Origin of the sequence: Mycolicibacterium vulneris (genome assembly GCF_002104765.1) — a bacterium.
Classification (GTDB): domain Bacteria; phylum Actinomycetota; class Actinomycetes; order Mycobacteriales; family Mycobacteriaceae; genus Mycobacterium; species Mycobacterium vulneris.
Genome location: NZ_NCXM01000009.1, coordinates 114,700 through 138,050 on the forward strand (window position 1 = coordinate 114,700; position 23,351 = coordinate 138,050).

Below are 23,351 nucleotides of genomic sequence, written 5' to 3' on the forward strand. Positions count from 1 at the left end.
AGGCGTTTCATCAGTAGGCCCCGGCGCCTGCCAGGACGGCCTTGAGCGTTTTGGCGACGATCATGAGATCACCTGCCATGGACCAGTTATCGACATAAGACAGATCCAACCGGACCGACTCTTCCCACGAAAGATCTGAACGGCCGCTCACTTGCCACAGTCCGGTGACGCCCGGCTTCACCAGAAGCCGGCGCTTAGCATCAAAATCGTAGTTCTCTACCTCGCGCCGCAGCGGTGGCCGTGGTCCGACGACACTCATGTCCTGCTTCAGCACATTGATGAATTGCGGCAACTCGTCAATGCTGAACTTGCGCAGCACTGTCCCGACGGGTGTGACGCGAGGATCCCGACGAATCTTGAAAAGCATGCCCCCAGCGCTCTCATTATGAGATAGCAGGCGCGCGACTTGCGTGTCCGCGCCGTCCACCATGGTGCGGAATTTGAGCATCGTGAAGGGCTTGCCCTCGAGTCCAATGCGTTCGGCCCGGTAAAACACCGGCCCTTTGCTTGTCAGCTTGATTGCGATGGCGCATACGATCATGATCGGCGTTGCCGCGATGAGTGCGGCCAGTGAGAAACAGAAATCGAAGGCCCGTTTCTGAAAGCGGTTGGTCCCTTCATATTGGGGTTTCTCTACGTGCAGCAGCGGGAAGCCTGCGTACGGCCGCAGGGCTAACCGTGCGTTAGCGACATCCATTACCCCGGGCGACACTGCAAGGTCGATGTCTATGGTTTCCAACTGCCACATCAACTCTCGGATCCCGCGCTCGCCGAAGTGTTCGGTCCGAGCTACTGCTACAGTGTCCGCACCGCAGCCCACGGCCGCAGCCGCCGCACAGCTGTCGTCACCGAGAATCGGAATCGCCTGGCCGTGAACCTTCAGTGCCTCGCCGCGTGGCGGTCCATATCCCGGAATACAGGCACCAACCACGACGTAGCCGTCTTCCGGGTTACGGGTCAGTTCATCCGCCAGATGTAAGACGCTGGACCGGTCACCGATTGTCAGTACCTTCGTTTGGTATTCGCCCTGCGCTCGTTTCCGGCCGACGTACCTGCGCCACATGTTGCGGCTTGTCAGCAATCCCATCGTGCCGACGGGAAGAGCGACCGCCAAGTAACCCCGGGCCAGATCGATCTTGGCGAGCAGTGTGATCATCGCGATGAATCCGAATGTCTGGAACGACGCGTGCGCGATGCGGCGGTACTCGTCGATTCCCGCTCCGATGATTCGCGTTGACCGTGTTTGGAATATCGCGAGCGACGATAGCCAAAGCGCCGCGAACAGCACCGAGAACATCGTCATCACTCCGCCGGCGTAACCGGACGCGGATGGCGAACTCCCGAACCGGGCAAACTGCGCCAGCATCACCGATCCGGACACGATTGCCGTGTCGGTGATGCGCACTCCGTCCGCATACTTCGCCTGCCAGCGGCGGGGGCTGCGACCGCCGGTCCTTGGCAACGAGAGGGAGGCTGTTGGCGCGCTCCCGGTCGGGCGGCCTTGCAAGACGATTATGCTGGGCCGTTCTTTTAGTGGTGCGACCGCTCGTCCGTGCTGCATCGCATCCCGGATGGCGTGGCTCATTCGCTGAAGTGGACAAGCTGGCAGGGCGGTGACATACGCGCCGGGATAACCGATGGGTCATAGGTTGACGATTTGGCCAACAGTCGGTCTACGTCCATCATCACCGCGACTGCGCCGCGGGTGCAGCGGATTAGCTTGGCCTCGGCGTGCGGCGGCGCCTGACGGTGCAAGCCTCGCACCGTCCCTCGGGTGTGGGTAAAGGCGATGTTCGTCTGCACGACATCCGCGATCAGCCCAATGTCGGCAAATTCTTCGGCGCAGAAGGACTGTGAGACGAAGCCGCGATGATCGCAGCTGGGCTCGATGTCGATGATCGTCACTCCTGCGACAGTCGTGGGCGTGTACTTCACTTATGTCTCCTTTCAGAGCAGAAGGTCGTAGGGACGCGGTTGGTTTTGATGGTGCGCATGCCGCAGCTGCCGCAACTTGAGTGGCTATCCGTAACCGGCGGCCGGCGGCTGCGCCATGACGGTGGGGATCAGGCCATAGCGCGGACCCGGGGTGGCCCCCGCTCCATTCGTTGCCGCCCGCAAGGGCACTCCGCCCAACATGCTTGGTGGTGCAGCCGAGACACCACCTGCAGCGCCGTTGGGCAGGGACGAAAGGACACCGCCTAACGGTGACGGTGGAATCACGCTCGTCCATGCCGGCGGCACCGCCAACGGCCCCAGTGCGCTAGCCGAACCCATGCTGGCCAGCACGCCGCTCCCCGAGCCTCCCAGCGCGGTGGCTCCCGACGCGGCCTCGGCTGCGCCCGCCGCGGCAGCCGCTCCGAGGTCAGCGCCGACAGAGCCCGCGGCGAGCCCCATGGACTGGCCGCTCTGTGCGATCCCCAGGACGCTGGCCATCGCGTACAGCGGGGTGGGCGCCGCCATCATCCAGATGCCGGCTATGTTGCTGAGATTGGAGATCGACCCCGAATCAAACACTCCCGAGGCAGCGTCTCCGAGAACACTTGTTGACCCGACTCCCGTCGGCGTTGAAAACGCTTGCAGTGTCGAGGGAATGCTCTCCACCAGCCCCTTCAGTCCCGCTTGCTGTCCAGTCGAGATTCCGGTGGCTTTGGCGACCGCGGCCTGCTGGGCCATGCCGCTCTCGTTGGTCACGTGTGGTGCCGGGTTGAACTCGGTCACCGAGCACGCGGCGGCCGAGCCGGCGGCGTACTCATACATCGCCGCGGCGTCCTGCGCCCACATCTCGCCGTACTCCACTTCGGTGGCCGCGATCGCCGCCGCGTTCTGGCCGAAGAAGTTGGTCGCGACCAGCACCGCGAGCTGGGAACGGTTGGCGGCGACCGCTGGTGGCGGGACGGTCATCGCGAAGGCGGCTTCGTAGACCTCGACGGCGAGCCTGGCCTGACCGGCCGATTCTGCGGCCCGCGCGGCGGCGCCGGCCGTCCACGCCATGTAGGGGGCGAAGGCGGAGGCCATCGCCAAAGACGACGGGCCCATCCAGCGCTGGGTGGTCAAGCCCGCGATCACGGTGCGGTAGCAGCTGGACGCGGCGTGCAGTTCGGCGGCCAAACCGTCCCAGGCCACTGCGGCGGCGGTCAGTGACAGCGGGCCGGGGCCGGCGTACATCCTCAAGGAGTTGATCTCCGGGGGAAGCGCTCCGAAATCGATCATTTCAGACCGCGGCCGTCAGGCGGGCCGAGGCGGCGGTGGCGGCGGAGGAGGTGCTGCTGACCAAAGATGCGCCGATAAACCGCAGGTCAGCCGTGGTCTGGCGGTCGTATAAGACCTGTGACCAGCGGTTCGCCGTGACGAACGACATGTGCTTCCCCTTATGCGGTGCAGACGGCCGAGACGATGTTTAGGCGGTTTCCAAACTGACGATCTGACAATAGCCTATAAAACATACTAATGGTTTGACAAGAACGTGTGATCTAGACCTCAGGTATTTACGCGGGCGTCAACCGGGACAGCCGTATGACTGCTAACCTCAGAAGCGGACTGGATATCTTCGAGCGACGCGGGTGCGTGTTCGCTCCCAACCCTTGAAGAACCGAGGTAGTTGTGCCCTGCTTATGCAAGGCGTTTGTCGACGTGACGGCGGGTGACGCTGCCCGCGACGTCAGCCTCGGCCTGGACCTTTGCGTCAAGACTCCTGCCGCGGGGAATCCGAGTTCTCGATTGCGATGACGACCCACTCGACTGATGGACGAGCCGATGCGACCCGGCAACAGATACTGCGGGCCGCGTCTCATCAGTTCGCCCGACGCCCGTACCACGACGTCGGCCTCGACGACATCCTCGCCGAGGCCGAACTGACCAAGGGCGCGATGTACTTCCACTTCAAGTCGAAGCACGCGTTGGCGGTCGCGATCATCGACGGCCAGACCGAGGCCGGCGCCGAAGCCGTGCAAGAACTGCTGTCGCGCGGTCTCTCGGGCCTCGAGACCCTGATCGACTTCTCCTATCTGATCGCCATCAAGGACATCAAGACCGACGTCGTCAGGTCAGGACTGAACCTGATGGAGTCGGTCGGCCTGGCGGACGGGCTGCAGGAGAAGTTGTTCGATCAGTGGATAAAAGCGCTGGCCAGGGTCGCCGAGCGGGCCAAGACCGAGGGCGACATCAACGACGAGTGCGACCCGCAGGACATCGGCCGCTTGATGGTCTCGCTGCACATGGGCCTGCGGAAGACCAGCAATCTGGACGAACCGGAGCGATTCCTGCGCGACCTGGAAAAGTGCTGGTCTCTGCTCCTGACCGGGGTCCTGCAGCCGGACCGCACCGAATACTTCCGCCAATTCCTCAGGCGGCGTGCGGCGCTCGCCATCAACGCCAGTTCCGCGGATGTCGACTAGTGGCGGAAACGCCGGGGGGTTGCACAGGGGGATCGCCGTGGTGGCGGCTGATACTGTGGGCCGTCTTGCGAGCAAGGTGAAATCAGATGAGCGATCTGCGCATCCGATGAGACTCCGGAGGTGCGTGCACAATGGCGCGCCAAGTTCGCTCTGAAGCCACTCGCCGAAAAATCCTCGATTCCGCGATCGAAGTTTTCGGTGACGTCGGGTACGCCGCTGCTGGATGGAGCACCATCATCGAGCGCACGGGAATGACCAAGGGTGCTCTCTATCACCACTTCGATTCAAAAGAATCGTTGGCGTCGAACATCATCGAGGAAGGCTCGGACACACTTCTCGGCGCTTTCCGCAACGTGTGTGGGGCGTCGTCGCCGGGGCTGGAGAATCTGCTGCACGGCACATTCACGATTGTCGAGGTGTTGAGCTCGGACAGAATGGCCCGCGCGGCTGCGCAATTGGCCACGGCATTGACCGGATTTAACGGGGCGGCGTCGCGCTTCTTCGCCAATCTGATGTTGGAGACGGCGCAAGAGGCACGCCGCGCAATCAAGGAGGGCGACCTCCGCGGCGAAATCGATCCCGACGTGCTCAGTGCGTCGATCATCGGCACCATTTTCGGAGCCCGGTTGGTGGCCAACGCCATATCCAGCCACGGCAGAATCGGCGACATCATCGGCGACCCCACCGCGCGCCTGCATCAGATATGGAAGCTGCTGCTGCCCGGCGTCGTCTCGGAAGCGTCGCTGCCTTACTTCGAGCAATTCCTGCACCGCGAAGGAATGCGCCACGCGGCGGCCAGGGCTGCCCGCGACCAAGCCGCAGCGCAATCGGAAACCGAATAGCGCCCGAAGGTCGGGGTGGCTGATCTCGAAGAGGCGGCGCCAGATACCTTTTCGCGGTCGCGACGATTCCGTTATTGGGGTTGAAGCGCTTTCAACAATGCATACTGTTCCGGTGACGTACCGGAAATCTCTCCGCCGAGTATTTGCACTGGCCGGTATCGTCGGATTCTTGGTGATGAATGCCCCGGCATCGTGGCCGTGCCCGCCGATCACCGTCAGCGCGGTCGGGCCCCGCGACAAGCCGGCCAAGCTCACGCTGGACCCCGTGTTGCGGTTCGCCTCTCTCCGAACGGTTTTCAACCGCGGCCGGTCGCTGCTGGTCGCGACGTCCAACGGAGCGCCCGGACAGCTCGACAAGCTGATCAGGTGGTGTCCGGCCAAGACCCGGTGACCGTCGATCACCCGCCGCTGGCCGCCGGTGCGGCCGCCGCGTGGTCCGGAGCACGTTCCGACCTCGACTGGCTGTGGTGGTTCGGCGCCGGCTGGGTCGCCGTGGCCATCGTCGGTGCCGGGGTGATCCTGTGGCGCGTGAGACGCGAATCATGGCGGCGTCAATGGGGTTTGACGCCTGAAGGCACGAGTCAGGAGCGCGCTGATGCGCCCGGCCGTCAAGAACATCGCGGCCCGATTACCGTGCGCCGCCGGGGTTCCTGCGCTGGCGCGGCGACGGCACCGCGACGTGCTCGCCATCGTCATGTTCCATGGCGTCGAGGACCACCCGCTGTCGCCGCCGCGCGCACTGGCGATCACGTTCGACGACGGCACCCGCAACCTCGCGACACACGCGCTGCCGGTGCTGCGCGAGCTGAACCTGTCCGCGGTGGTGTTCCCCGCGACGGGCCCGATCGGCACCGGCGCGACCTTGTGGCCCGACTGGCTGTAGCTGGCGATCGCCCGCAGTACTGCCCCCGAAGTCGATTTGGCGCACTGGGACTGGGGACGCGCTCGCTCGGAGACAGCGCCAAACGTGGCGCTGTCTCCGCGGGAGATGGCCGCCGATCCTCCGGTGACGCTGTATCCGCACACGGTCACCCACCCCATCCTCGCGCGGTGCGGCGACGACAAAGCCGAGCAGGAGATCGCCGATTCCTGCGCGGCGCTGGAACGCGAGACCGGGCTGGCGCCAACAATTTTCGCCTACCCGAACGGCCGGCCTCAGGATTTCGACGCCCGAGCCATGGACGCGTTGCGCCGCCGTGGGGTGCGCTGGGCATTGTCCACCGCGCCGGGATTCGCCGATCGCCGCTGCGACCCGCTGGCATTGCCACGGTTGGCGGTGGGCAGCAATTCCTCGTTCGACTACTTCCGGCTCATGGTCTGCGGCGGCCTGCCGCGCCGGCGCGCGACGGCCGTTGCCACGCGCCGCTGAGGGGTTGGTACAGCTAGCGCGCTTCTTCCCAGAGCTGCTCGGTCAGATCCTGAAACGCCGCAAGGGCGAACTGGTCGTCCACCCGGCGCACGGCGGACTTGCTCATCAGCGCGCGCACAACCGAACCGTCCTTGTGCACCAACTCGACGACCTCGTTCGCCAGGGCATGAACGGTTGCCAACAGCGATTCCGAGGCCGGTGCGTGATGGAAGATCTGCTCGAATCGCAGGGACGTGGCCTCCTCGGGGTCGTAGCCCACCATGTCGGCAAATGCGGTGTTGGCGAATAAAATACTGCCGTCATCGCCGATGGCCAGCACGGGAACCGGCATCCGCTCCAGCACAACCAATGCGGGTAGCCCCTTCAAGGTCGTCATCGGCGATTGGCTCTGCTGCCTATTCTGGCGTCGTTCCACACCGAAGATTATGGTCCATACCCGAAGTTATGTTGGACGCTTTACTCCAACGGGGCAGAGAAGTGCTCGCGGTTGGCGCTGGACGCGCTTAGGTATTCACCCGACTGTCCGAGTTTTCGACCATGGGTCACTCGACTTCACGGTTCTGCTCACTCGACTCCGGTGTGGGATGCGCGTCTCGTTCGCATCACCGCACTTTGAGCGTTCCGCTCACTCGACTTCGGAAACCCGCTGGTAGCGGGGGAACACGGCCGCGGGCGCCGGCAGCGCGGTGCCGGGAGCCAGCCTTGTGCCGACGGCGGCAAACGCTCGCTGCTCTGACGGCTGGCCGAGCAGGTCCAGCAGCTTGCCGGCCGATTCGGGCATGACGGGCTGCACCAGAAGCGCGGCGATGCGGACCGCCTCGCAGGTGACGTACAAGACGGTGCGGAATCGTTCCTGATCGGCCGGGGAATCGCTCTTGCGCAACACCCACGGCTGCTGCGCCGAGAAGTACTTATTGGCCTCGCCGAGCATCAGCCAGATCGCTTCCAGCGCCAGATGCATCGCCTGCGAGTCGAAGCTGGCCCGCACCCGTTCCAGCAAACCGTCGGCCGTGGCAAGCAACTCGGTGTCGGCGGCAATCAGCTCACCGGGTTCGGGGACGACCCCATCGAGGTTCTTGGCGATCATCGACAACGACCGTTGGGCCAGGTTGCCCAGCTCGTTGGCCAGATCGGAGTTGATCCGGGTGACGATGGCGTCTTCGCTGAAGCTGCCGTCCTGGCCGAACGGCACTTCGCGCAGCAGGAAATAGCGCACCTGGTCAACCCCGAACGTGTCGATCAGGTTGATCGGGTCGACCACGTTGCCCACCGACTTGCTCATCTTCTCGCCGCGGTTGAGCAGGAACCCGTGCGCGAAAACCCTGCGCGGCAGCTCGATTCCGGCCGACATCAGAAACGCGGGCCAGTACACGGTGTGGAATCGGATGATGTCCTTGCCGATCATGTGCAGGTCGGCCGGCCAGTAGCGCCGGAACGGCTCGGATTCGGTGTCCGGGTAGCCGACCCCGGTCAGGTAGTTGGTCAGCGCGTCGACCCAGACGTACATCACGTGGTCGGGATGTTCGGGCACCTGCACGCCCCAGTCGAACGAGGTGCGCGAGACGGACAGGTCGCGCAGCCCGCCCGAGACGAAGCTGACCACCTCGTTGCGCCGCACGTCGGGCGCGATGAAGTCCGGGTTCGCCTCGTAGTGGGCCAGCAGCTTGTCGGTGTAGGCCGAGAGCCGGAAGAAGTAGGTCTGCTCCTCGGTCCAGGTCACCGGCGCGCCCGTCTCCACGGCCAGCCGGGTCCCGTCCTCGAGAAGTTTGGTCTCCGATTCGACGAAGAACCGCTCGTCGCGCACCGAGTACCAGCCCGAGTAGGTGTCCAGGTAGATGTCACCGGCCGCCGACATCCGGCGCCAGATCTCCTTGGACGCCTCGTGGTGGTCGGGATCGGTGGTGCGGATGAACCGGTCGAAGGAGATGTTCAACCGCTCCTGCAGCCGCTGGAACACATCGGAGTTGCGCCGGGCCAGCTCGGGCGTCGGGATGCCCTCGGCCGCCGCCGTTTCGACCATCTTGAGGCCGTGCTCGTCGGTGCCGGTCAGAAACCGCACATCGAACCCGTCGAGCCGCTTGAACCGGGCGATCGCGTCGGTCGCGATGTACTCGTACGCGTGACCGATGTGCGGATCGCCATTGGGGTAGGTGATCGCGGTGGTGACGTAATAGGGCCTCATCGCCCCCAACCTTATTTGGGGGCGACTTATTGTGTGCGCGTGAGTTCCAAACGCCGGCCGCCGCCGGCACCCGAGCCGTTGAGCCCGCTCGTCGATGCGCACACCCACCTGGATGCGTGTGGTGCCGCCGACGCCGAGGGCGTGCGGGCCATCGTGGACCGCGCCGCGGCGGTCGGGGTGGGGGCGGTCGTCACTATCGCCGACGACCTGGACTCGGCGCGCTGGGTCACCCGCGCCGCCGAGTGGGACCCGCGGGTCTATGCCGCGGTGGCCCTGCACCCGACCCGCGCCGGCGCGCTCGACGACGCCGCTCGCGCCGAAATCGAGCGACTGGTGGCCCACCCCAGGGTGGTGGCCGTCGGCGAGACCGGCCTGGACCTGTATTGGCCCGGCCGCCTGGACGGCTGCGCCGAGCCGGCCGTGCAGCGGGAGGCGTTCGCCTGGCACATCGACCTGGCGAAGCGGTGTGGAAAACCGCTGATGATCCACAACCGCGACGCCGACGAAGAAGTGCTCGACGTGCTGGCGGCCGAGGGCGCCCCGGACGCCGTGATCTTCCACTGCTTTTCCTCGGATGCCGCCATGGCCCGTCGCTGCGTGGACGCCGGATGGCTGCTGAGCCTGTCCGGCACCGCGAGCTTCCGCAACGCGCACGCCCTGCGCGAAGCCGTCCCCTTGATACCGCCGGAGCAACTACTGGTGGAGACCGACGCGCCATTCTTGACGCCGCATCCGTATAGGGGGGCGGCGAATGAGCCCTATTGCCTTCCTTATACTGTTCGGGCGATCGCCGAACTGGTGGATCGTCGCCCGGAAGAGCTGGCCGAGATAACAACGGGCAATGCTGCGCGGGTGTACGGATTGGTCACAGTGTGACGTAAACGACCAGGCGATTCGTTGATTTTCGCCGCGTCGGAGTTGCCCAACAGTGACCGGTTCGTTACCGTCTTGTGATCGAACGGTGGGGCCTTATGGGCCCTTAATTTGTGACTTGCTGCTGAATGATTGGGTTGTTGAGGGTTGGGTAGCGCGCGTTGAGTGTATTGACAAAACTTCATCAGTCCCCGTCGCCGATGTTGCGGTTTGTAGTCGGAGGGCTGCTGGTAGTCCTGGCATTCGCGGGCGGATACGCGGTCTCGGTGTGCAAGACGGTGACGCTGACCGTCGACGGGGTCGGCATGCAGGTGACCACCATGAAATCCCGGGTGATCGACGTCGTCGAGGAAAACGGCTTCGGCATCGACGAGCGCGATGACCTGTATCCCGCCGGTGATGTCGCGGTGCACGACGCCGGCAAGATCGTGTTGCGGCGCAGCCGTCCGCTGCAGATCTCGCTGGACGGCCATGACACCAAGCAGGTGTGGACCACCGCATCGACCGTCGACGAGGCGCTGGCCCAGCTGGCGATGACCGACACCGCCCCGGCCGCGGCCAACCGCGGCAGCCGCGTTCCGCTGGCCGGAATGGCGTTGCCCGTCGTCAGCGCCAAGACCGTCCGCATCAACGACGCCGGTGCGATCCGCAATGTGCACCTGGCGGCGCCCAACGTCGCCGGCCTGCTGAGCGCCGCCGGCGCGCCGCTGCTCGACAGCGACCAGGTGGTGCCCGCCGCGACGGCGCCGATCGTCGACGGGATGGAAGTCCAGGTGACCCGCAACCGGATCCAGCAGGTGACGGAACGGATCCCGTTGCCCCCCAACGCCCGACGCATCGAAGATGCGGGCATGAACATGAGCCGCCAGGTCGTGGAGGATCCGGGCAGCCCGGGCACGCAGGACGTCACCTTCTCGGTGGCCACCGTCAACGGCGTCGAGACCGGCCGGCTACCGATCGCCAACACGGTGATCACGCCCGCCCGCGACTCCGTGGTCCGCATCGGCACCAAGCCCGGCACCGAGGTGCCTCCGATCAGCGACGGTTCCATCTGGGACGCGATCGCGGGCTGTGAGGCCGGCGGAAACTGGGCGATCAACACCGGCAACGGGTATTACGGGGGTGTGCAGTTCGACCAGGGCACGTGGGAGCGCAACGGTGGTTTGCGGTTCGCCTCCCGCGCCGACCTCGCCACCCGCGAGGAGCAGATCACCGTCGCCGAGGTGACCCGTGAGCGCCAGGGTTGGGGTGCGTGGCCAGTGTGCAGCGGAAGAGCTGGTGCACGCTGACCATCCGGCTACTCGGGCGTACCGAGATCAGGCGGCTGGCCAAAGAACTTGATTTTCGGCCACGGAAATCCCTCGGCCAAAACTTCGTCCACGACGCCAATACGGTGCGCCGGATAGTCTCGACCTCCGGGGTGAGCCGGTCTGACCACGTCCTGGAAGTCGGGCCCGGTCTCGGGTCGCTCACCCTGGCGTTGCTCGACCGCGGCTCGCCCGTCACCGCCGTCGAAATCGACCCGGTACTGGCCGAGCGTCTGCCCCAGACCGTCGCCGAGCACTCCACCAGCGAAAGCCGGCGCCTAACCGTGATCAACCGCGACGTCTTGACCCTGCGCCGCGACGAGCTGGCCGTGCAGCCGACCGCCGTGGTCGCCAACCTGCCGTACAACGTCGCCGTCCCGGCGCTGCTGCATCTGCTTGCCGAGTTCCCGTCCATTCACACCGTGACGGTGATGGTGCAGGCCGAGGTCGCCGAGCGCCTGGCCGCCGAGCCGGGCGGCAAGGAGTACGGCGTGCCCAGCGTCAAGGTGCGCTTCTTCGGCCGAATTCGTCGTTGCGGCACGGTGTCGCCGACGGTGTTCTGGCCGATTCCGCGGGTCTACTCCGGGCTGGTGCGCATCGACCGCTACGCGACCTCGCCGTGGCCCGCCGACGAGGCGTTCCGTCGCGAGGTGTTCGCACTGGTCGACATCGCGTTCGGGCAGCGGCGCAAGACCTGCCGCAACGCATTCGTGGACTGGGCCGGCTCGGGCAACGAGTCGGCGGATCGGTTGCTGGCCGCCAGCATTGACCCCGCCCGCCGCGGTGAGACGCTGTCGATCGACGACTTCGTGCGGTTGTTGCAGCGATCCGCCGACCGCCCCCACAGCGCCGCCGAGACGACTCCGCACAGCGCCGAGCAGGGGGCGTCGGCCGGCTGACGGCGGACCTTCGGGGCGCCGTTGCGTGTGGTTAGCTCTCAGCAGCGATAGTCTGCTGCGGTGTCAGCGTCTGACGGCAACACCGCCGCGGCTTGGGTGCCCACCGGGTCGGTCACCGTTCGGGTCCCCGGAAAAGTCAACCTCTACCTGGCGGTCGGCGACCGCCGCGAGGACGGCTATCACGAGCTGAACACGATCTTTCAGGCCGTGTCGCTGCTCGACGAGGTGACCGTCCGCAATGCGGATGTGCTCTCGCTCGAGATCGTCGGCGAGGGCGCCGAGAAGCTGCCCACCGACGAACGCAATCTCGCCTGGCAGGCCGCCGAGCTGATGGCCGAACACGTCGGCCGGGCGCCGGACGTGTCGATCATGGTCGACAAGTCGATTCCGGTGGCCGGCGGGATGGCCGGCGGCAGCGCGGACGCGGCGGCCGTGCTGGTCGCGATGAACTCGCTGTGGGAACTCAACGTGCCGCGCCGCGATCTGCGCGCGCTGGCCGCCCGGTTGGGCAGCGACGTCCCGTTCGCGCTGCACGGCGGAACCGCGCTGGGCACGGGCCGCGGCGAGGAGTTGGCGACGGTGTTGTCCCGCAACACCTTCCATTGGGTGCTGGCGTTCGCCGACAGTGAGCTGCTGACGCCGGCCGTCTTCGCCGAACTGGACCGGCTGCGCGAGGTGGGGGACCCGCCCCGGCTGCCCGCTCCCGGGCCGGTGCTGGCCGCCCTGGCCGCCGGCGATGCCGAGCAGCTGGCGCCGCTGTTGGGCAACGAGATGCAGGCGGCCGCGGTGAGCCTGCACCCCGCCCTGCGACGGACGTTGCGCGCCGGCGTGGAGGCCGGGGCGCTGGCGGGGATCGTGTCCGGGTCGGGCCCGACGTGTGCCTTCCTGTGCTCTTCGGCGGCCGCCGCGGTCGACGTCGGCACCGAGGTGTCGGGGGCGGGTGTGTGCCGCACGGTGCGGGTCGCCAGCGGGCCGGTGGTGGGCGCGCGGGTGGTCCCCACGCCGACCGAGGTGTGAAAATTTTCCCAATTCGCGCATTGGTTTGGCGCCACCCTAAGGGGAGTTTAAGATAATCCGCGGTGACGGGAAGCGTTGAGCAAGATCACTTATGTCCATCGTCCGCCGGGCATTCCGGCGGGCGATTAATGCATCGGGCCCGGCCAGGTTTCTCCGGCCCGATTCGTGCTCATCGGGTGATCGAGCGCCGCCGCACTGCGGCGGGTGCGGACGCATCACCGATCCGAGACCTAACCGCCGCCCAACTGTGTTTGCGTGCTTGCGGCGAAGAGTTACCCGGCGGGCGGAACATGAGATTCCGGGCATTGGGACGAGGGCTGGAACCCAGGAGGTTTTTGTGAGCAGGTTTACCGAGAAGATGTACCGCAATGCCCGGTCCGTGACGACGGGCATGGTCACCGGTGAACCCCACGAACCGGTCCGCCACACCTGGGGCGAGGTCCACGAGCGCGCGCGCCGCATCGCGGGTGGCCTGGCCGCCGCGGGCATCGGGCCCGACGACGCGGTGGGCGTGCTCGCCGGCTATCCGGTGGAGATCGCGCCGACGGCGCAGGGCCTGTGGATGCGCGGGGCCAGCCTGACCATGCTGCATCAGCCGACGCCGCGCACGGACCTGGCCGTGTGGGCCGAGGACACCATGAACGTCATCGGCATGATCGAGGCGAAGGCCGTCGTCGTCTCCGAGCCGTTCCTGGTGGCCATCCCGGTGCTCGAGGAGAAGGGCATCAAGGTCGTCACGGTCGCCGACCTGCTCGCGGCGGAGCCCGTCGAGCCCGTCGAGGTCGGCGAGGATGCGCTCGCGTTGATGCAGCTGACCAGCGGCTCGACCGGATCTCCCAAGGCGGTGCAGATCACCCACCGCAACATCCATTCCAACGCCGAGGCGATGTTCATCGGCGCCCAATACGACGTCACCAAGGACGTCATGGTCAGCTGGCTGCCCTGCTTCCACGACATGGGCATGGTCGGCTTCCTCACCATCCCGATGTACTTCGGCGCCGAGCTGGTAAAGGTCACGCCGATGGACTTCCTGCGCGACACGCTGCTGTGGGCCAAGCTCATCGACAAGTACAAGGGCACCATGACCGCGGCGCCCAACTTCGCCTACGCGCTGCTGGCCAAGCGGCTGCGCCGCAACGCCAAGGCCGGCGACTTCGACCTGTCGACCCTGCGCTTCGCCCTGTCCGGTGCCGAGCCCGTCGAGCCCGCCGACGTCGAGGACCTGCTCGACGCCGGAAAACCGTTCGGCCTGAACCCCTCGGCGATCCTGCCGGCCTACGGCATGGCCGAGACCACGCTGGCCGTGTCGTTCTCGGAGTGCAACGCCGGCCTGGTGGTCGACGAGGTGGACGCGGACCTGCTGGCCGCCCTGCGCCGCGCCGTACCCGCAACCAAGGGCAACACCCGCAGGCTGGCCACGCTCGGCCCGCTGCTGCGCGACCTCGAGGCGCGCATCATCGACGAGAACGGCGACGTGATGCCCGCCCGCGGCGTCGGTGTCATCGAGCTGCGCGGTGAGTCGCTGACGCCGGGCTACCTCACCATGGGCGGCTTCATCTCGGCCCAGGACGAGAACGGCTGGTACGACACCGGCGACCTCGGCTACCTCACCGAAGAGGGTCACGTGGTGGTCTGCGGCCGCGTCAAGGACGTCATCATCATGGCGGGCCGCAACATCTATCCCACCGACATCGAGCGCGCCGCCTGCCGCGTCGAGGGGGTGCGGCCCGGTTGCGCCGTCGCGGTCCGGCTGGACGCCGGCCACTCTCGCGAGACGTTCGCGGTGGCCGTGGAGTCCAACGCCTTCCAAGATCAGGCCGAGGTACGTCGCATCGAGCACCAGGTCGCCCGAGAGGTCGTGGCCGAGGTCGACGTGCGGCCGCGCAACGTGGTGGTGCTCGGTCCGGGGACCATCCCGAAGACGCCGTCGGGCAAGCTGCGCCGGTCGACGTCCGTCAGCCTGGTCACCTAGTCCGGGCCGGCGGGGCTACCAGGCGTGGACGCTGTTCTGCGCGGGCTCTAGCCCCAGTTCGATCAGCAACTCGGTCGCGTCCGCGGCTTGCTCGCAGATGGTGGGAACCTCGGCGCGCTCGGCGGCGTTGAAGGCCTCCAGCACAAACGCTGCCGGATCCTTGCGTCCCGGGGGACGGCCGATCCCGATGCGAACCCGTTGAAAGTCCTTGCTGCCCAAGGCATTAGCAACTGAACGCAGGCCGTTGTGGCCGCCTTCGCCGCCACCGATCTTGAGCCGGATACGCCCGAAGTCCAAGTCGAGATCGTCGTGGATGACGATGACGTCGCCCGGTGTCACCGAGTAGAACTTCGCCAACGGGCCGACCTGACGGCCGGATTCGTTCATGTAGCAGCGCGGCTTGGCCACCACCACCGAGCGCCCGGCGAGCCGGCCGCTGACGATCTCGGCGCCGGAACGCTTGTGCGCCTTGAACTTCGAACCCATCCGCGCCGCCAGCAGGTCGGCGACCATGAACCCGACGTTGTGCCGGGTCCGGGCGTAGTTGTCTCCGGGATTGCCCAGGCCGACGACCAGCAACGGCTCGGCCACGTTGTGATCCGCCTACTCGGACTCGGCCTCGGCGGCCTCTTCTTCGCCGGCCTCGGCTTCTTCTTCGCCTTCGGCCGCTGCGGCCTCCTCGGTGACCTCGCCGGCGCCCTCTTCGGCGAGTTCCTCGGCCGTCGGCGCGGTGACCACGTTGACCACCAGGGTGTCCGGGTCGGAGATCAGGGTGACGCCCTTGGGCAGCGTGATCTGTCCGGCGGAGAACTGGGTGCCGGGCTCGGCGCCCTCAACCGACACCGTCAGCTGCTCGGGAATCGACAAGGCGTCGGCCTCGATCTCGATGGCGCTGGCGTCCTGGGTCACCAGGGTGCCCGGCACGGCCTCGCCCTCGATGAGGACGCGGACCTCGACGACCACCTTTTCGCCGCGGCGCACGACCAACAGATCGGCGTGCTGGATGGTGCGGCGGATGGGGTGGATGTCCAGCGACTTGGTCAGGGCCAGCTGCTCCTTGCCCTCGATGTCGAGGCTCAGCACCGCGTTCGTGCCCGCGTGCCGCAGCACCGCGGCGAAGTCATGGCCGGGCAGTTCCAGGTGCTGCGGGTCGGTGCCGTGGCCGTAGAGGACGGCCGGGATCTTGCCGGCGCGGCGGGCTCGCCGGGACGCACCCTTGCCGGTCTCGCCGCGGACCGCGACCTTCAACTGGTTGAGTGCTTGCTTGGCCATCGTGTCGCTCCTGTGTGCTCGCTCGTGTTTCGGGGCACGGCCAGGATCGCGACGATTCGTCGGTCTCCGTCGATAACGGTGCTGGCCAACCAGCCACCCTCGCCGTGACGCCCGGCCAGGTTAGCGCATCCGCACCTCAGAGGGGAAATTCGGAGAGCAGGCGCCGGGCCCGGGTGGCACCCCGTTGTCGCTCGAAGGCGGGCAAACGTCTATTGGTCGGCCGGGAGACTGACGTGGCGGACGCGACCGATGAGGCTCAGCGGCTCAGAGCGGGAACCTGGTCTTCGTGAGTTGCTCGGACAGCGACCAGAGCGCCGCCGCCGTGGCCGAATCCCGGGCACGCCGGCTGCGCCCGACCGGTTGGGTTCGGCCCATCTGGCCGAATCGGGGCCCGACGAAGGTGTCCCCGGGCAAATTCTGGGACGCCGCGTACAGCGTTTGCCGGGCGCCGAAATCGGCGTCGGTGGCGACCACCCGGGTGACCGCCGACATCAGCGCGTCACCCAGCTTGCGGCCGGAGGCGCCCTGCAGGTTGGTGTGCGAGTAGCCGGGGTGGGCCGCGAGCGCCCGCAGCGGGGAACCGGCCGCGACGAGCCGGCGCTGCAGCTCGCTGGTGAACAGCAGGTTGGCGAGCTTGGACTGGCTGTAGGCCAGCCACGGCGAATACCGCCGGTTCTGCCAATTCAGGTCGTCGAGGTTGATGCTTCCGGGCCAGTGCGCCATCGACGACACGGTCACTACCCGGTCGGTCAGCTTGGGCAGCAACAGGTTCGTCAGCGCGAAGTGCCCGAGATGGTTGGTGCCGATCTGGGTCTCGAAGCCGTCGACCGTCAGTGCGAAGGGCGCGGCCATGATGCCGGCGTTGTTGATCAGCACGTCGGCCTTGCTCACCCCGTCGGCGAACCGGCGCACCGACGACAGGTCCTGCAGGTCGAGCTCTCGCACCTCGACCTGGCCGGCCATCTGGCGGGCTGCCGTCTCGCCCTTGCGGATGTTGCGGACGGCCATGATGATCGTGGCCCCTCGTCGCGCCAGCTCGCGGGCGGTCACGGCGCCCAACCCGCTGTTGGCACCGGTGATGATGACGGTCCGTTCGGCGAACGACGGTAGATCTGCGGCGGTCCAGCCAGTCATGGCTGACAACACTAATCGCGACGCGCGCCGGAGCGCCCAGTGCCCGGCGTCGAATGCCGGCGGCAGGGTGCCGCTACTTCGCCGCGACGACGAATCCGTGGATGATCGCGTCGATGTCGCTCGACTGCGCGGCCGCCTGATTGGCGAAGCCGGTGATGGTCAGCTGCACGAGATAACGCTGGTGTGCGGGCGATGATCCGGTCGCAATGACGATGCGGTTCCAGCTGTGCAGCCGCATGCCACCGTCGAGGTCGTAGCTGCCCTGGATCATCGACGAGGGAAAGCCGTTGTAGGGCGCGCCCGAGGCGTCCAGTTGCTTGAAGTTCTCGAACAATTGCGCATCGTCGTTTCCGTGCTTGATCACCTGGGCCGGATCGAAGTCACCATTCAACTTGAAGACCACCAGCCGCGCCGTCGGGAACTTGCCGCCCTGCGAGATGATCAGCGTCTGGGGACTGATGTTCGGGCTGGTGAACGGCGACCAGCCCGGGGGTGTCGGGATCGACACCGTCAGGTCGGGCAACGATCCCGGTGCCACCGGCTCTCCGGTCACCCCGATGCTTTGCAGATACTGCGACAGGGGGACCGGCTTCTCCGCCGGCTTGGTGGTCGTGGTCGTCGGGGTCTTCGACAGGATCGATTGGTAATCAGGCGGTTTCGGTGCACAGCCGCTCGCGGAGAAGGCCACCGCAACCATCGCGGCAGCGGCCACGAGGCGGCCGAGCCGGTTCACAGAATCTCGCGGACCGCGTCGATCGGGCGGCCCAGCCGAGTGCCCTTCGGCGTGATGACGAAGGGTCGTTCGATGAGGATGGGGTGTTCGACCATGGCGTCGAGCAACTGATCATCGGTCGCGTCCGCGAGATTGAGCTCCTCGTACAGCGACTCGCGCTTGCGGGTCGCGGTGCGCACGCCGATGCCCGCGTCGCGGATCATCTTCACCAGCTCCGCCCGGGTCGGCGGGGTCTTCAGGTACTCGACCACGGTGGGCTCGAAGCCGTTGTCACGCAACAGGTCCAGCGTCTTGCGGGAAGTGCTGCAGCGTGGGTTGTGGAAGATAACGGCGTCGTCTGGCTTAACCGCCATCTAGGCGTCTCCGTCGAAAAGCCCGGTGACCGAACCGTTTTCGAAGACGGCGCGGATGGTGCTGGCCAGCAGCGGCGCGATGGACAGGACCGTCAGCTGCGGGAAACGCTTCTCCTCGCCGATCGGAAGCGTGTTCGTCACGATCACTTCCCGGGCGCCGCAGGCGGCCAGCCGCTCGGCGGCCGGATCGGAGAGCACCCCGTGGGTGGCCGCGATGATCACGTCACCGGCGCCCTCGTCGCGCAGTAGCTTCACCGCTCCGGCGATGGTGCCGCCCGTGTCGATCATGTCGTCGATCAGCACGCAGGTGCGTCCGGCCACCTCGCCGACGACGCGGTTGGACACCACCTGGTTGGGCACCCGCGGGTCGCGGGTCTTGTGGATGAACGCCAGCGGGACCCCGCCCAGCGAGTCGGCCCATTTCTCCGCGATGCGCACCCGGCCGGAGTCGGGCGAGACGACCACCATGTTGCCGTCGGGGTAGTTGTCGCGGATGTAGCCGGTCAGCAGGTTCTGCCCGCGCATGTGGTCGACCGGCCCGTCGAAGAAGCCCTGGATCTGGTCGGTGTGCAGGTCGACGGTGACAATCCGGTCGGCGCCCGCGGTCTTGAGCAGGTCGGCGACCAGCCGAGCCGAGATCGGCTCGCGGCCGCGGTGCTTCTTGTCCTGCCGGGCGTACGGGTAGAACGGCATGACCGCGGTGATCCGCTTGGCGCTGCCCCGCTTGAGGGCGTCGATCATGATCAGCTGTTCCATCAGCCAGTTGTTCACCGGGTCCGGGGCCGACTGCAGGACGAAGGCGTCGCATCCGCGCACCGATTCGTGGAATCGCACGAAGATCTCGCCGTTGGCGAACTCCCGCGCGGTCTGTGCGGTGACGTGGACGTCGAGCTCCTTGGCCACCTGCTCGGCCAGCTCCGGATGCGCACGGCCGGAGAAGAGCATCAAGTTTTTGCGGTTGTCGGTCCAGTCGTGGCTCAACGCACTGCCCTCGCCAAATCGGGGTGGGGGATGGAAGGCCCCATCGTACGAAGCGAATCGTACGGAAATGTGGCCGGGTTGCCAGGTAGCACATTCACGGTGTCTATTCGGCTTTTGGTGTGGAGCCCTCCGCAGGACTCTGACCAGCGGCTTTCTCGGCGGCCTCGGCCGCTTGCGCGGCCGCGCTGCCCGGGCGCTTGCGGTGCACCCAGCCTTCGATATTGCGCTGTGGACCCGCGGATACCGCCAGCGTTCCGGGCGGGACGTCGTTGCGCACCACCGTGCCCGCGCCGGTGTAGGCGCCGTCACCGACGGTCACCGGCGCCACGAACATGGTGTCCGAGCCGGTGCGCACGTGCGAGCCGATGGTGGTCCGCCGTTTGCTTTCGCCGTCGTAGTTGACGAACACGCTGGACGCGCCGATGTTGCTGTGTTCGCCGATGTCGGCGTCCCCGACATAGGTCAGGTGCGGCACCTTGGAGCCGGTGCCGATGGTGGCGTTCTTGGTCTCGACGAACGCGCCGAGCTTGCCGTCGTCGCCCAGCACGGTGCCGGGCCGCAGGTAGGTGAACGGCCCGACGGTCGCTCCGGCGCCGATCGACGACGCGGTGCCGTGGGTGCGGACCACCGAGGCGCCGTCACCGACGCTGACGTCGGTCAGGGTGGTGTCCGGGCCGACGACGCAGTGGCCGCCGACCTGCGTGCGGCCCAGCAACTGCGTCCCCGGCTGGACGACGGTGTCGCGACCGATGCTGACGTCGACGTCGATCCAGGTGGTGGCGGGGTCGACGATGGTGACGCCGGCCATCTGGTGGGCCGCGATGATGCGGCGGTTGAGTTCGGCGCCCAGCTGCGCGAGTTGGACGCGGTTGTTGACGCCGGCGACCAGCGCGCTGTCGTCGACGTGGCGGGCGTGGATGGCCAGGCCGTCACCGCGCAGGATGGCGATGACGTCGGTGAGGTAGAGCTCCTGCTGGGCGTTGTTGGAGCTCAACCGGTTCAGCGCCGAGCGCAGCGCCGCGGTGTCGAAGGCGTAGACGCCGGCGTTGACCTCACGGATCTCGCGTTGCGAGGGCGTGGCGTCGGCGTGTTCCACGATCGCCATGACCTCGTTGTCCTGGGTGCGCAGGATGCGGCCATAGCCGCTGGGGTCGCTCACGGTCGTGGTCAGCACCGTGACCGCGGCCGGCGCCGCGTTGTGGGAGGCGATCAGGTCGGCCAGGGTGTCGGCGTCCAGCAACGGGGTGTCGCCCGAGGTGACGACGACGACCCCGGCGTAGTCGTCGGGCAGCGCGGACAGGCCACACAGCACGGCATCGCCGGTGCCGCGGGGCCGGTCCTGCAGCGCGACGTCGATGGGACGTCCCAGCGCGTCGGCCCAGTCGGCCACCAGCGGTGCGATCCGTTCGTGGTCGTGGCCGAGAACGACGGCCAGGTGCTGAGGAACCACCTTGGTGATCGCGTGCAGGAGATGGGACAGCATGCTGCGTCCACCGATGTTGTGCAGGACTTTCGGGGTGTCCGACCGCATCCGGGTGCCCGGCCCGGCCGCTAGCACCAGGACCGCGGTATCACCAGGAGACGACATCGACCCTCCTCTTGGGTTCGTCCCGCGCGGGCTGCGCGCGGAAGCGCCGACACGCCGTCAAGCGTGTCACTTCAGCTGCGGTGTAGGCAAAAAAACGATGGGATATCGGAACCGGCAATCGAAGCTCCGTCGCCAGGACTCGAACCTGAACTATCTGAACCAAAATCAGAGGTGCTGCCGATTACACCACGACGGATCGCTAACCCATGGCGAGCGGCGGTTGAGACCTACCGCGCCATCAAGACTTTAGTCTGACGACGATGCGGGCCGCTTGTCGGCTGTTGACCGATACGCTGAACAACGTGGCCGTGCTGGACAAGGAACCGGACAAGGAGGGGCGGGCGCCGCGCGCGCGGATGACCGGCACCGAGCGCCGCCAACAGCTGGTCGGCATCGCGCGCACGCTGTTCGCCGAACGCGGGTACGAAGGCACCTCGATCGAGGAGATCGCCCTGCGCGCCAACGTGTCCAAACCGGTCGTCTACGAGCATTTCGGCGGCAAGGAAGGCCTGTACGCCGTCGTCGTCGACCGCGAGATGTCGGCGCTGCTCGACGGCATCACCTCGTCGCTGACCAACAACCGGTCCCGGGTGCGCGTCGAGCGGGTCGCCCTGGCGCTGCTCACCTACGTCGAAGAGCGCACCGACGGCTTCCGGATTATGATCCGCGACTCGCCGGCTGCCATCAGCTCGGGCACCTACTCCAGCCTGCTCAACGACGCCGTCAACCAGGTCAGCTCCATCCTGGCCGGCGACTTCTCCCGTCGCGGGCTGGATCCGGGGCTGGCGCCGCTGTACGCGCAGGCGCTCGTCGGCTCGGTGTCGATGACGGCGCAATGGTGGCTCGACACCCGCGAGCCCAAGAAGGAAGTGGTGGCCGCGCACCTGGTCAACCTGATGTGGAACGGGCTGACCCACCTCGAGGCCGACCCCCGGCTGCAGGACGAGTAGCCGGCCAACCCGATGGTGGCGACCCGCTGCGCCCGGCTACGCCGCGCTTGCGATCGCCACGAGCTAGCCGCAATCGCGGGCCAGCAGATCGGTGACGGTCTCCCGGCGAACCAGTTCGCGGGCCCGCCCGTCCTTGACGGCCACCAGCGCGGGGCGCCCGACCATGTTGTAGTTCGACGCCATGCTGTGGTGGTAGGCGCCGGTGCAGGCCACCGCCAGCAGGTCGCCGGGGTGCAAGTCCGCCGGAAGGTCGACGTCGCGGGCGATCTCATCGCCCGCCTCGCAATGCCGGCCCACGACGGTGACCCGCTGCTTGAGTCCCATCGAATGCCGGTTGGCCAGCGCGGCCGTGTATTGCGCGCCGTACAGCGACACCCGCGGGTTGTCGCTCATGCCGCCGTCGACCGCGACGAAGGTGCGTCCGCCCGGCTGGGTCTTGATCGAGCACACCCGATACAGCGTCACCCCGGCCCGGCCGCAGATGGCCCGGCCCGGTTCCACCACGATCTGCGGCCGCGGGAAATGCTCGGCGGCGCAGGCCTCATCGAGGACGTTCTCGATGACGTCGGCCAGTTCCTCGAGATTCAGCTCGCGATCGCCGGGGACGTAGGGGATGGCGTGCCCGCCGCCGATGTTCAGCTCGGTGAGTATGACGCCGTGCCGGGCACGGATATCGGCCATCGCGGCGATCAACCGGCGGATCGCCTCGCCGTACAGGGCCGGGTCGGCGACCTGCGAGCCGATGTGGCAGTGCAGGCCGACGAGGTCGAGAATCGGGTGCGACAGCACGCGCTGGGCCGCGACGTCGGCGCGGTCGCCTTGAAGCGTGAACCCGAACTTCTGGTCGCTGACGCCGGTGGTGACGGCGCGGTGTCCGTGAATGTCGATGTCGGGGGTCACCCGGATGAGCACGGGTTGGCGCCGTTGCGCCAGGCCGGCGAGGTAGGCGATCTCCATGCCGGAATCCAGCACGATGCGCCCGACGCCGACGCGCACCGCTTGGCGCAGCTCCTCGGGCGATTTCGCGTTGCCGTGCATGACGATGCGCGTCGGGTCGACACCACCGGCAAGGGCGACGGCCAGCTCGCCGCCGGAGCAGACGTCGATCCCGAGGCCCTCTTCGCTTGCCCAGCGGGCCACCGCGGTGCTCAATAGCGACTTTCCCGCGTAGACCACCTCGACGCCGCGCAGCGTCTTGCGGTAGCGGCGGGCGCGATGCCGGAAGTCGGTTTCGTCGATGACGTAGGCCGGGGTGTGAAACTCGTCGGCGATATCGGCCAGTGGTACACCGCCGACGCACAGCATGCCCTCCTCGTCGGGGTGGGCGGTGATCGGCCAGATGGCGGGATCGAAACGCCGGGAAGTCGCGTGACCGAGCGACGGCAGGATGTCCAGCAATGTCATGAATCCAACCTGCACCCGCGGGTATTCGGGTGGTGCCGTTCTTACGATCCCTTGACGGCGGCGACCTCAATATTGACGTGG

At 66.9% G+C, this 23,351-nt stretch carries 21 protein-coding genes, 1 tRNA gene and 3 pseudogenes; 10 read left to right on the top strand and 15 right to left on the bottom strand.

Features of this window, described 5'->3' with window-relative positions; genetic code table 11:
• Positions 1-10 precede the first annotated feature (10 nt).
• The 4 genes and pseudogenes from B8W69_RS10830 to B8W69_RS30575 form a co-directional block, all read right to left on the bottom strand.
• On the bottom strand, positions 11-1,561 hold the full coding sequence (locus B8W69_RS10830; protein WP_110881896.1) for a sugar transferase: 1,551 nt from the start codon (positions 1,559-1,561) through the stop codon (positions 11-13).
• Positions 1,562-1,674: 113 nt separating this feature from the next.
• Positions 1,675-1,935 (bottom strand): annotated as a pseudogene (locus B8W69_RS10835) (dTDP-4-dehydrorhamnose 3,5-epimerase family protein); the annotation flags it as partial.
• 84 nt (positions 1,936-2,019) lie between these two features.
• Positions 2,020-3,210 (bottom strand): PPE family protein, encoded by a 1,191-nt coding sequence (locus tag B8W69_RS10840; protein WP_085289824.1) that lies wholly within the window; start codon positions 3,208-3,210, stop codon positions 2,020-2,022.
• Between the two features lies 1 nt (position 3,211).
• Positions 3,212-3,358, bottom strand: a complete 147-nt coding sequence (locus tag B8W69_RS30575) for a hypothetical protein (RefSeq protein WP_165762589.1) — start codon at positions 3,356-3,358, stop codon at positions 3,212-3,214.
• Between the two features lie 364 nt (positions 3,359-3,722).
• On the opposite strand from B8W69_RS30575, the gene B8W69_RS10845 reads away from it, so the two are divergent.
• The 4 genes and pseudogenes from B8W69_RS10845 (at position 3,723) to B8W69_RS10860 (ending at position 6,605) form a co-directional block, all read left to right on the top strand.
• Positions 3,723-4,394 carry a TetR family transcriptional regulator gene (locus B8W69_RS10845; RefSeq protein WP_085289825.1) on the top strand — a complete coding sequence of 224 codons (672 nt, stop codon included), beginning with the start codon at positions 3,723-3,725 and terminating at the stop codon, positions 4,392-4,394.
• A 131-nt stretch (positions 4,395-4,525) separates the two neighbouring features.
• Complete coding sequence (locus B8W69_RS10850) at positions 4,526-5,236, top strand: TetR family transcriptional regulator (RefSeq protein WP_085289826.1); 711 nt, start codon at positions 4,526-4,528, stop codon at positions 5,234-5,236.
• A 187-nt stretch (positions 5,237-5,423) separates the two neighbouring features.
• Positions 5,424-5,791 (top strand): annotated as a pseudogene (locus B8W69_RS10855) (hypothetical protein); the annotation flags it as partial.
• Positions 5,792-5,831: 40 nt separating this feature from the next.
• A pseudogene (locus tag B8W69_RS10860) lies at positions 5,832-6,605 on the top strand (polysaccharide deacetylase family protein).
• Between the two features lie 13 nt (positions 6,606-6,618).
• Here B8W69_RS10860 and B8W69_RS10865 read toward each other — a convergent pair.
• Positions 6,619-6,981, bottom strand: coding sequence for a PAS domain-containing protein (locus B8W69_RS10865; RefSeq protein ID WP_085289827.1), 363 nt, complete (start codon positions 6,979-6,981; stop codon positions 6,619-6,621).
• Between the two features lie 249 nt (positions 6,982-7,230).
• Positions 7,231-8,787 carry a methionine--tRNA ligase gene (gene metG, locus B8W69_RS10870; RefSeq protein WP_085289828.1) on the bottom strand — a complete coding sequence of 519 codons (1,557 nt, stop codon included), beginning with the start codon at positions 8,785-8,787 and terminating at the stop codon, positions 7,231-7,233.
• A 33-nt stretch (positions 8,788-8,820) separates the two neighbouring features.
• Here metG and B8W69_RS10875 point away from each other — a divergent pair, with 33 nt between their 5' ends.
• The 5 genes from B8W69_RS10875 to B8W69_RS10900 all read left to right on the top strand — a co-directional run bounded on the left by B8W69_RS10875 (position 8,821) and on the right by B8W69_RS10900 (position 14,855).
• Positions 8,821-9,663, top strand: a complete 843-nt coding sequence (locus B8W69_RS10875; protein ID WP_085289829.1) for a TatD family hydrolase — start codon at positions 8,821-8,823, stop codon at positions 9,661-9,663.
• Positions 9,664-9,821: 158 nt separating this feature from the next.
• Positions 9,822-10,949, top strand: coding sequence for a resuscitation-promoting factor (locus B8W69_RS10880; RefSeq protein ID WP_220084551.1), 1,128 nt, complete (start codon positions 9,822-9,824; stop codon positions 10,947-10,949).
• Complete coding sequence (gene rsmA, locus B8W69_RS10885; RefSeq protein ID WP_085289831.1) at positions 10,913-11,866, top strand: 16S rRNA (adenine(1518)-N(6)/adenine(1519)-N(6))-dimethyltransferase RsmA; 954 nt, start codon at positions 10,913-10,915, stop codon at positions 11,864-11,866. The genes B8W69_RS10880 and rsmA overlap by 37 nt, the downstream gene beginning before the upstream one ends.
• Positions 11,867-11,926: 60 nt before the next feature.
• Complete coding sequence (locus tag B8W69_RS10890; protein WP_085289832.1) at positions 11,927-12,883, top strand: 4-(cytidine 5'-diphospho)-2-C-methyl-D-erythritol kinase; 957 nt, start codon at positions 11,927-11,929, stop codon at positions 12,881-12,883.
• Positions 12,884-13,220: 337 nt separating this feature from the next.
• Complete coding sequence (locus tag B8W69_RS10900) at positions 13,221-14,855, top strand: fatty acyl-AMP ligase (protein WP_085289833.1); 1,635 nt, start codon at positions 13,221-13,223, stop codon at positions 14,853-14,855.
• A gap of 15 nt (positions 14,856-14,870) precedes the next feature.
• Here the strand turns inward: B8W69_RS10900 and pth are convergent, their stop codons facing one another.
• From pth to B8W69_RS10940, 8 genes are all read right to left on the bottom strand, one after another.
• Positions 14,871-15,446, bottom strand: coding sequence for an aminoacyl-tRNA hydrolase (pth, locus tag B8W69_RS10905; RefSeq protein WP_085289834.1), 576 nt, complete (start codon positions 15,444-15,446; stop codon positions 14,871-14,873).
• A gap of 12 nt (positions 15,447-15,458) precedes the next feature.
• Complete coding sequence (locus B8W69_RS10910; protein ID WP_085289835.1) at positions 15,459-16,127, bottom strand: 50S ribosomal protein L25/general stress protein Ctc; 669 nt, start codon at positions 16,125-16,127, stop codon at positions 15,459-15,461.
• A gap of 264 nt (positions 16,128-16,391) precedes the next feature.
• Positions 16,392-17,261, bottom strand: coding sequence for an oxidoreductase (locus B8W69_RS10915; protein ID WP_085289836.1), 870 nt, complete (start codon positions 17,259-17,261; stop codon positions 16,392-16,394).
• 73 nt (positions 17,262-17,334) lie between these two features.
• A complete protein-coding gene (locus B8W69_RS10920; RefSeq protein WP_181447371.1) occupies positions 17,335-17,958 on the bottom strand; it encodes an LpqN/LpqT family lipoprotein in 624 nt (207 codons plus the stop codon).
• A gap of 32 nt (positions 17,959-17,990) precedes the next feature.
• Positions 17,991-18,347 (bottom strand): arsenate reductase (glutaredoxin), encoded by a 357-nt coding sequence (gene arsC / locus B8W69_RS10925; RefSeq protein ID WP_085289838.1) that lies wholly within the window; start codon positions 18,345-18,347, stop codon positions 17,991-17,993.
• Complete coding sequence (locus tag B8W69_RS10930) at positions 18,348-19,328, bottom strand: ribose-phosphate diphosphokinase (protein ID WP_064953125.1); 981 nt, start codon at positions 19,326-19,328, stop codon at positions 18,348-18,350. It lies immediately after the preceding gene.
• 103 nt (positions 19,329-19,431) lie between these two features.
• Positions 19,432-20,916: a bifunctional UDP-N-acetylglucosamine diphosphorylase/glucosamine-1-phosphate N-acetyltransferase GlmU gene (glmU, locus tag B8W69_RS10935; protein ID WP_085289839.1), complete on the bottom strand. Its 1,485-nt coding sequence runs from the start codon at positions 20,914-20,916 to the stop codon at positions 19,432-19,434.
• A gap of 124 nt (positions 20,917-21,040) precedes the next feature.
• A tRNA-Gln gene (locus B8W69_RS10940) sits at positions 21,041-21,112 on the bottom strand.
• Between the two features lie 160 nt (positions 21,113-21,272).
• On the opposite strand from B8W69_RS10940, the gene B8W69_RS10945 reads away from it, so the two are divergent.
• Positions 21,273-21,866 (top strand): TetR/AcrR family transcriptional regulator, encoded by a 594-nt coding sequence (locus B8W69_RS10945; RefSeq protein WP_007776775.1) that lies wholly within the window; start codon positions 21,273-21,275, stop codon positions 21,864-21,866.
• A 63-nt stretch (positions 21,867-21,929) separates the two neighbouring features.
• Here B8W69_RS10945 and lysA read toward each other — a convergent pair whose 3' ends face one another.
• Positions 21,930-23,270, bottom strand: a complete 1,341-nt coding sequence (gene lysA / locus B8W69_RS10950; RefSeq protein ID WP_085289891.1) for a diaminopimelate decarboxylase — start codon at positions 23,268-23,270, stop codon at positions 21,930-21,932.
• Positions 23,271-23,351 lie beyond the last annotated feature (81 nt).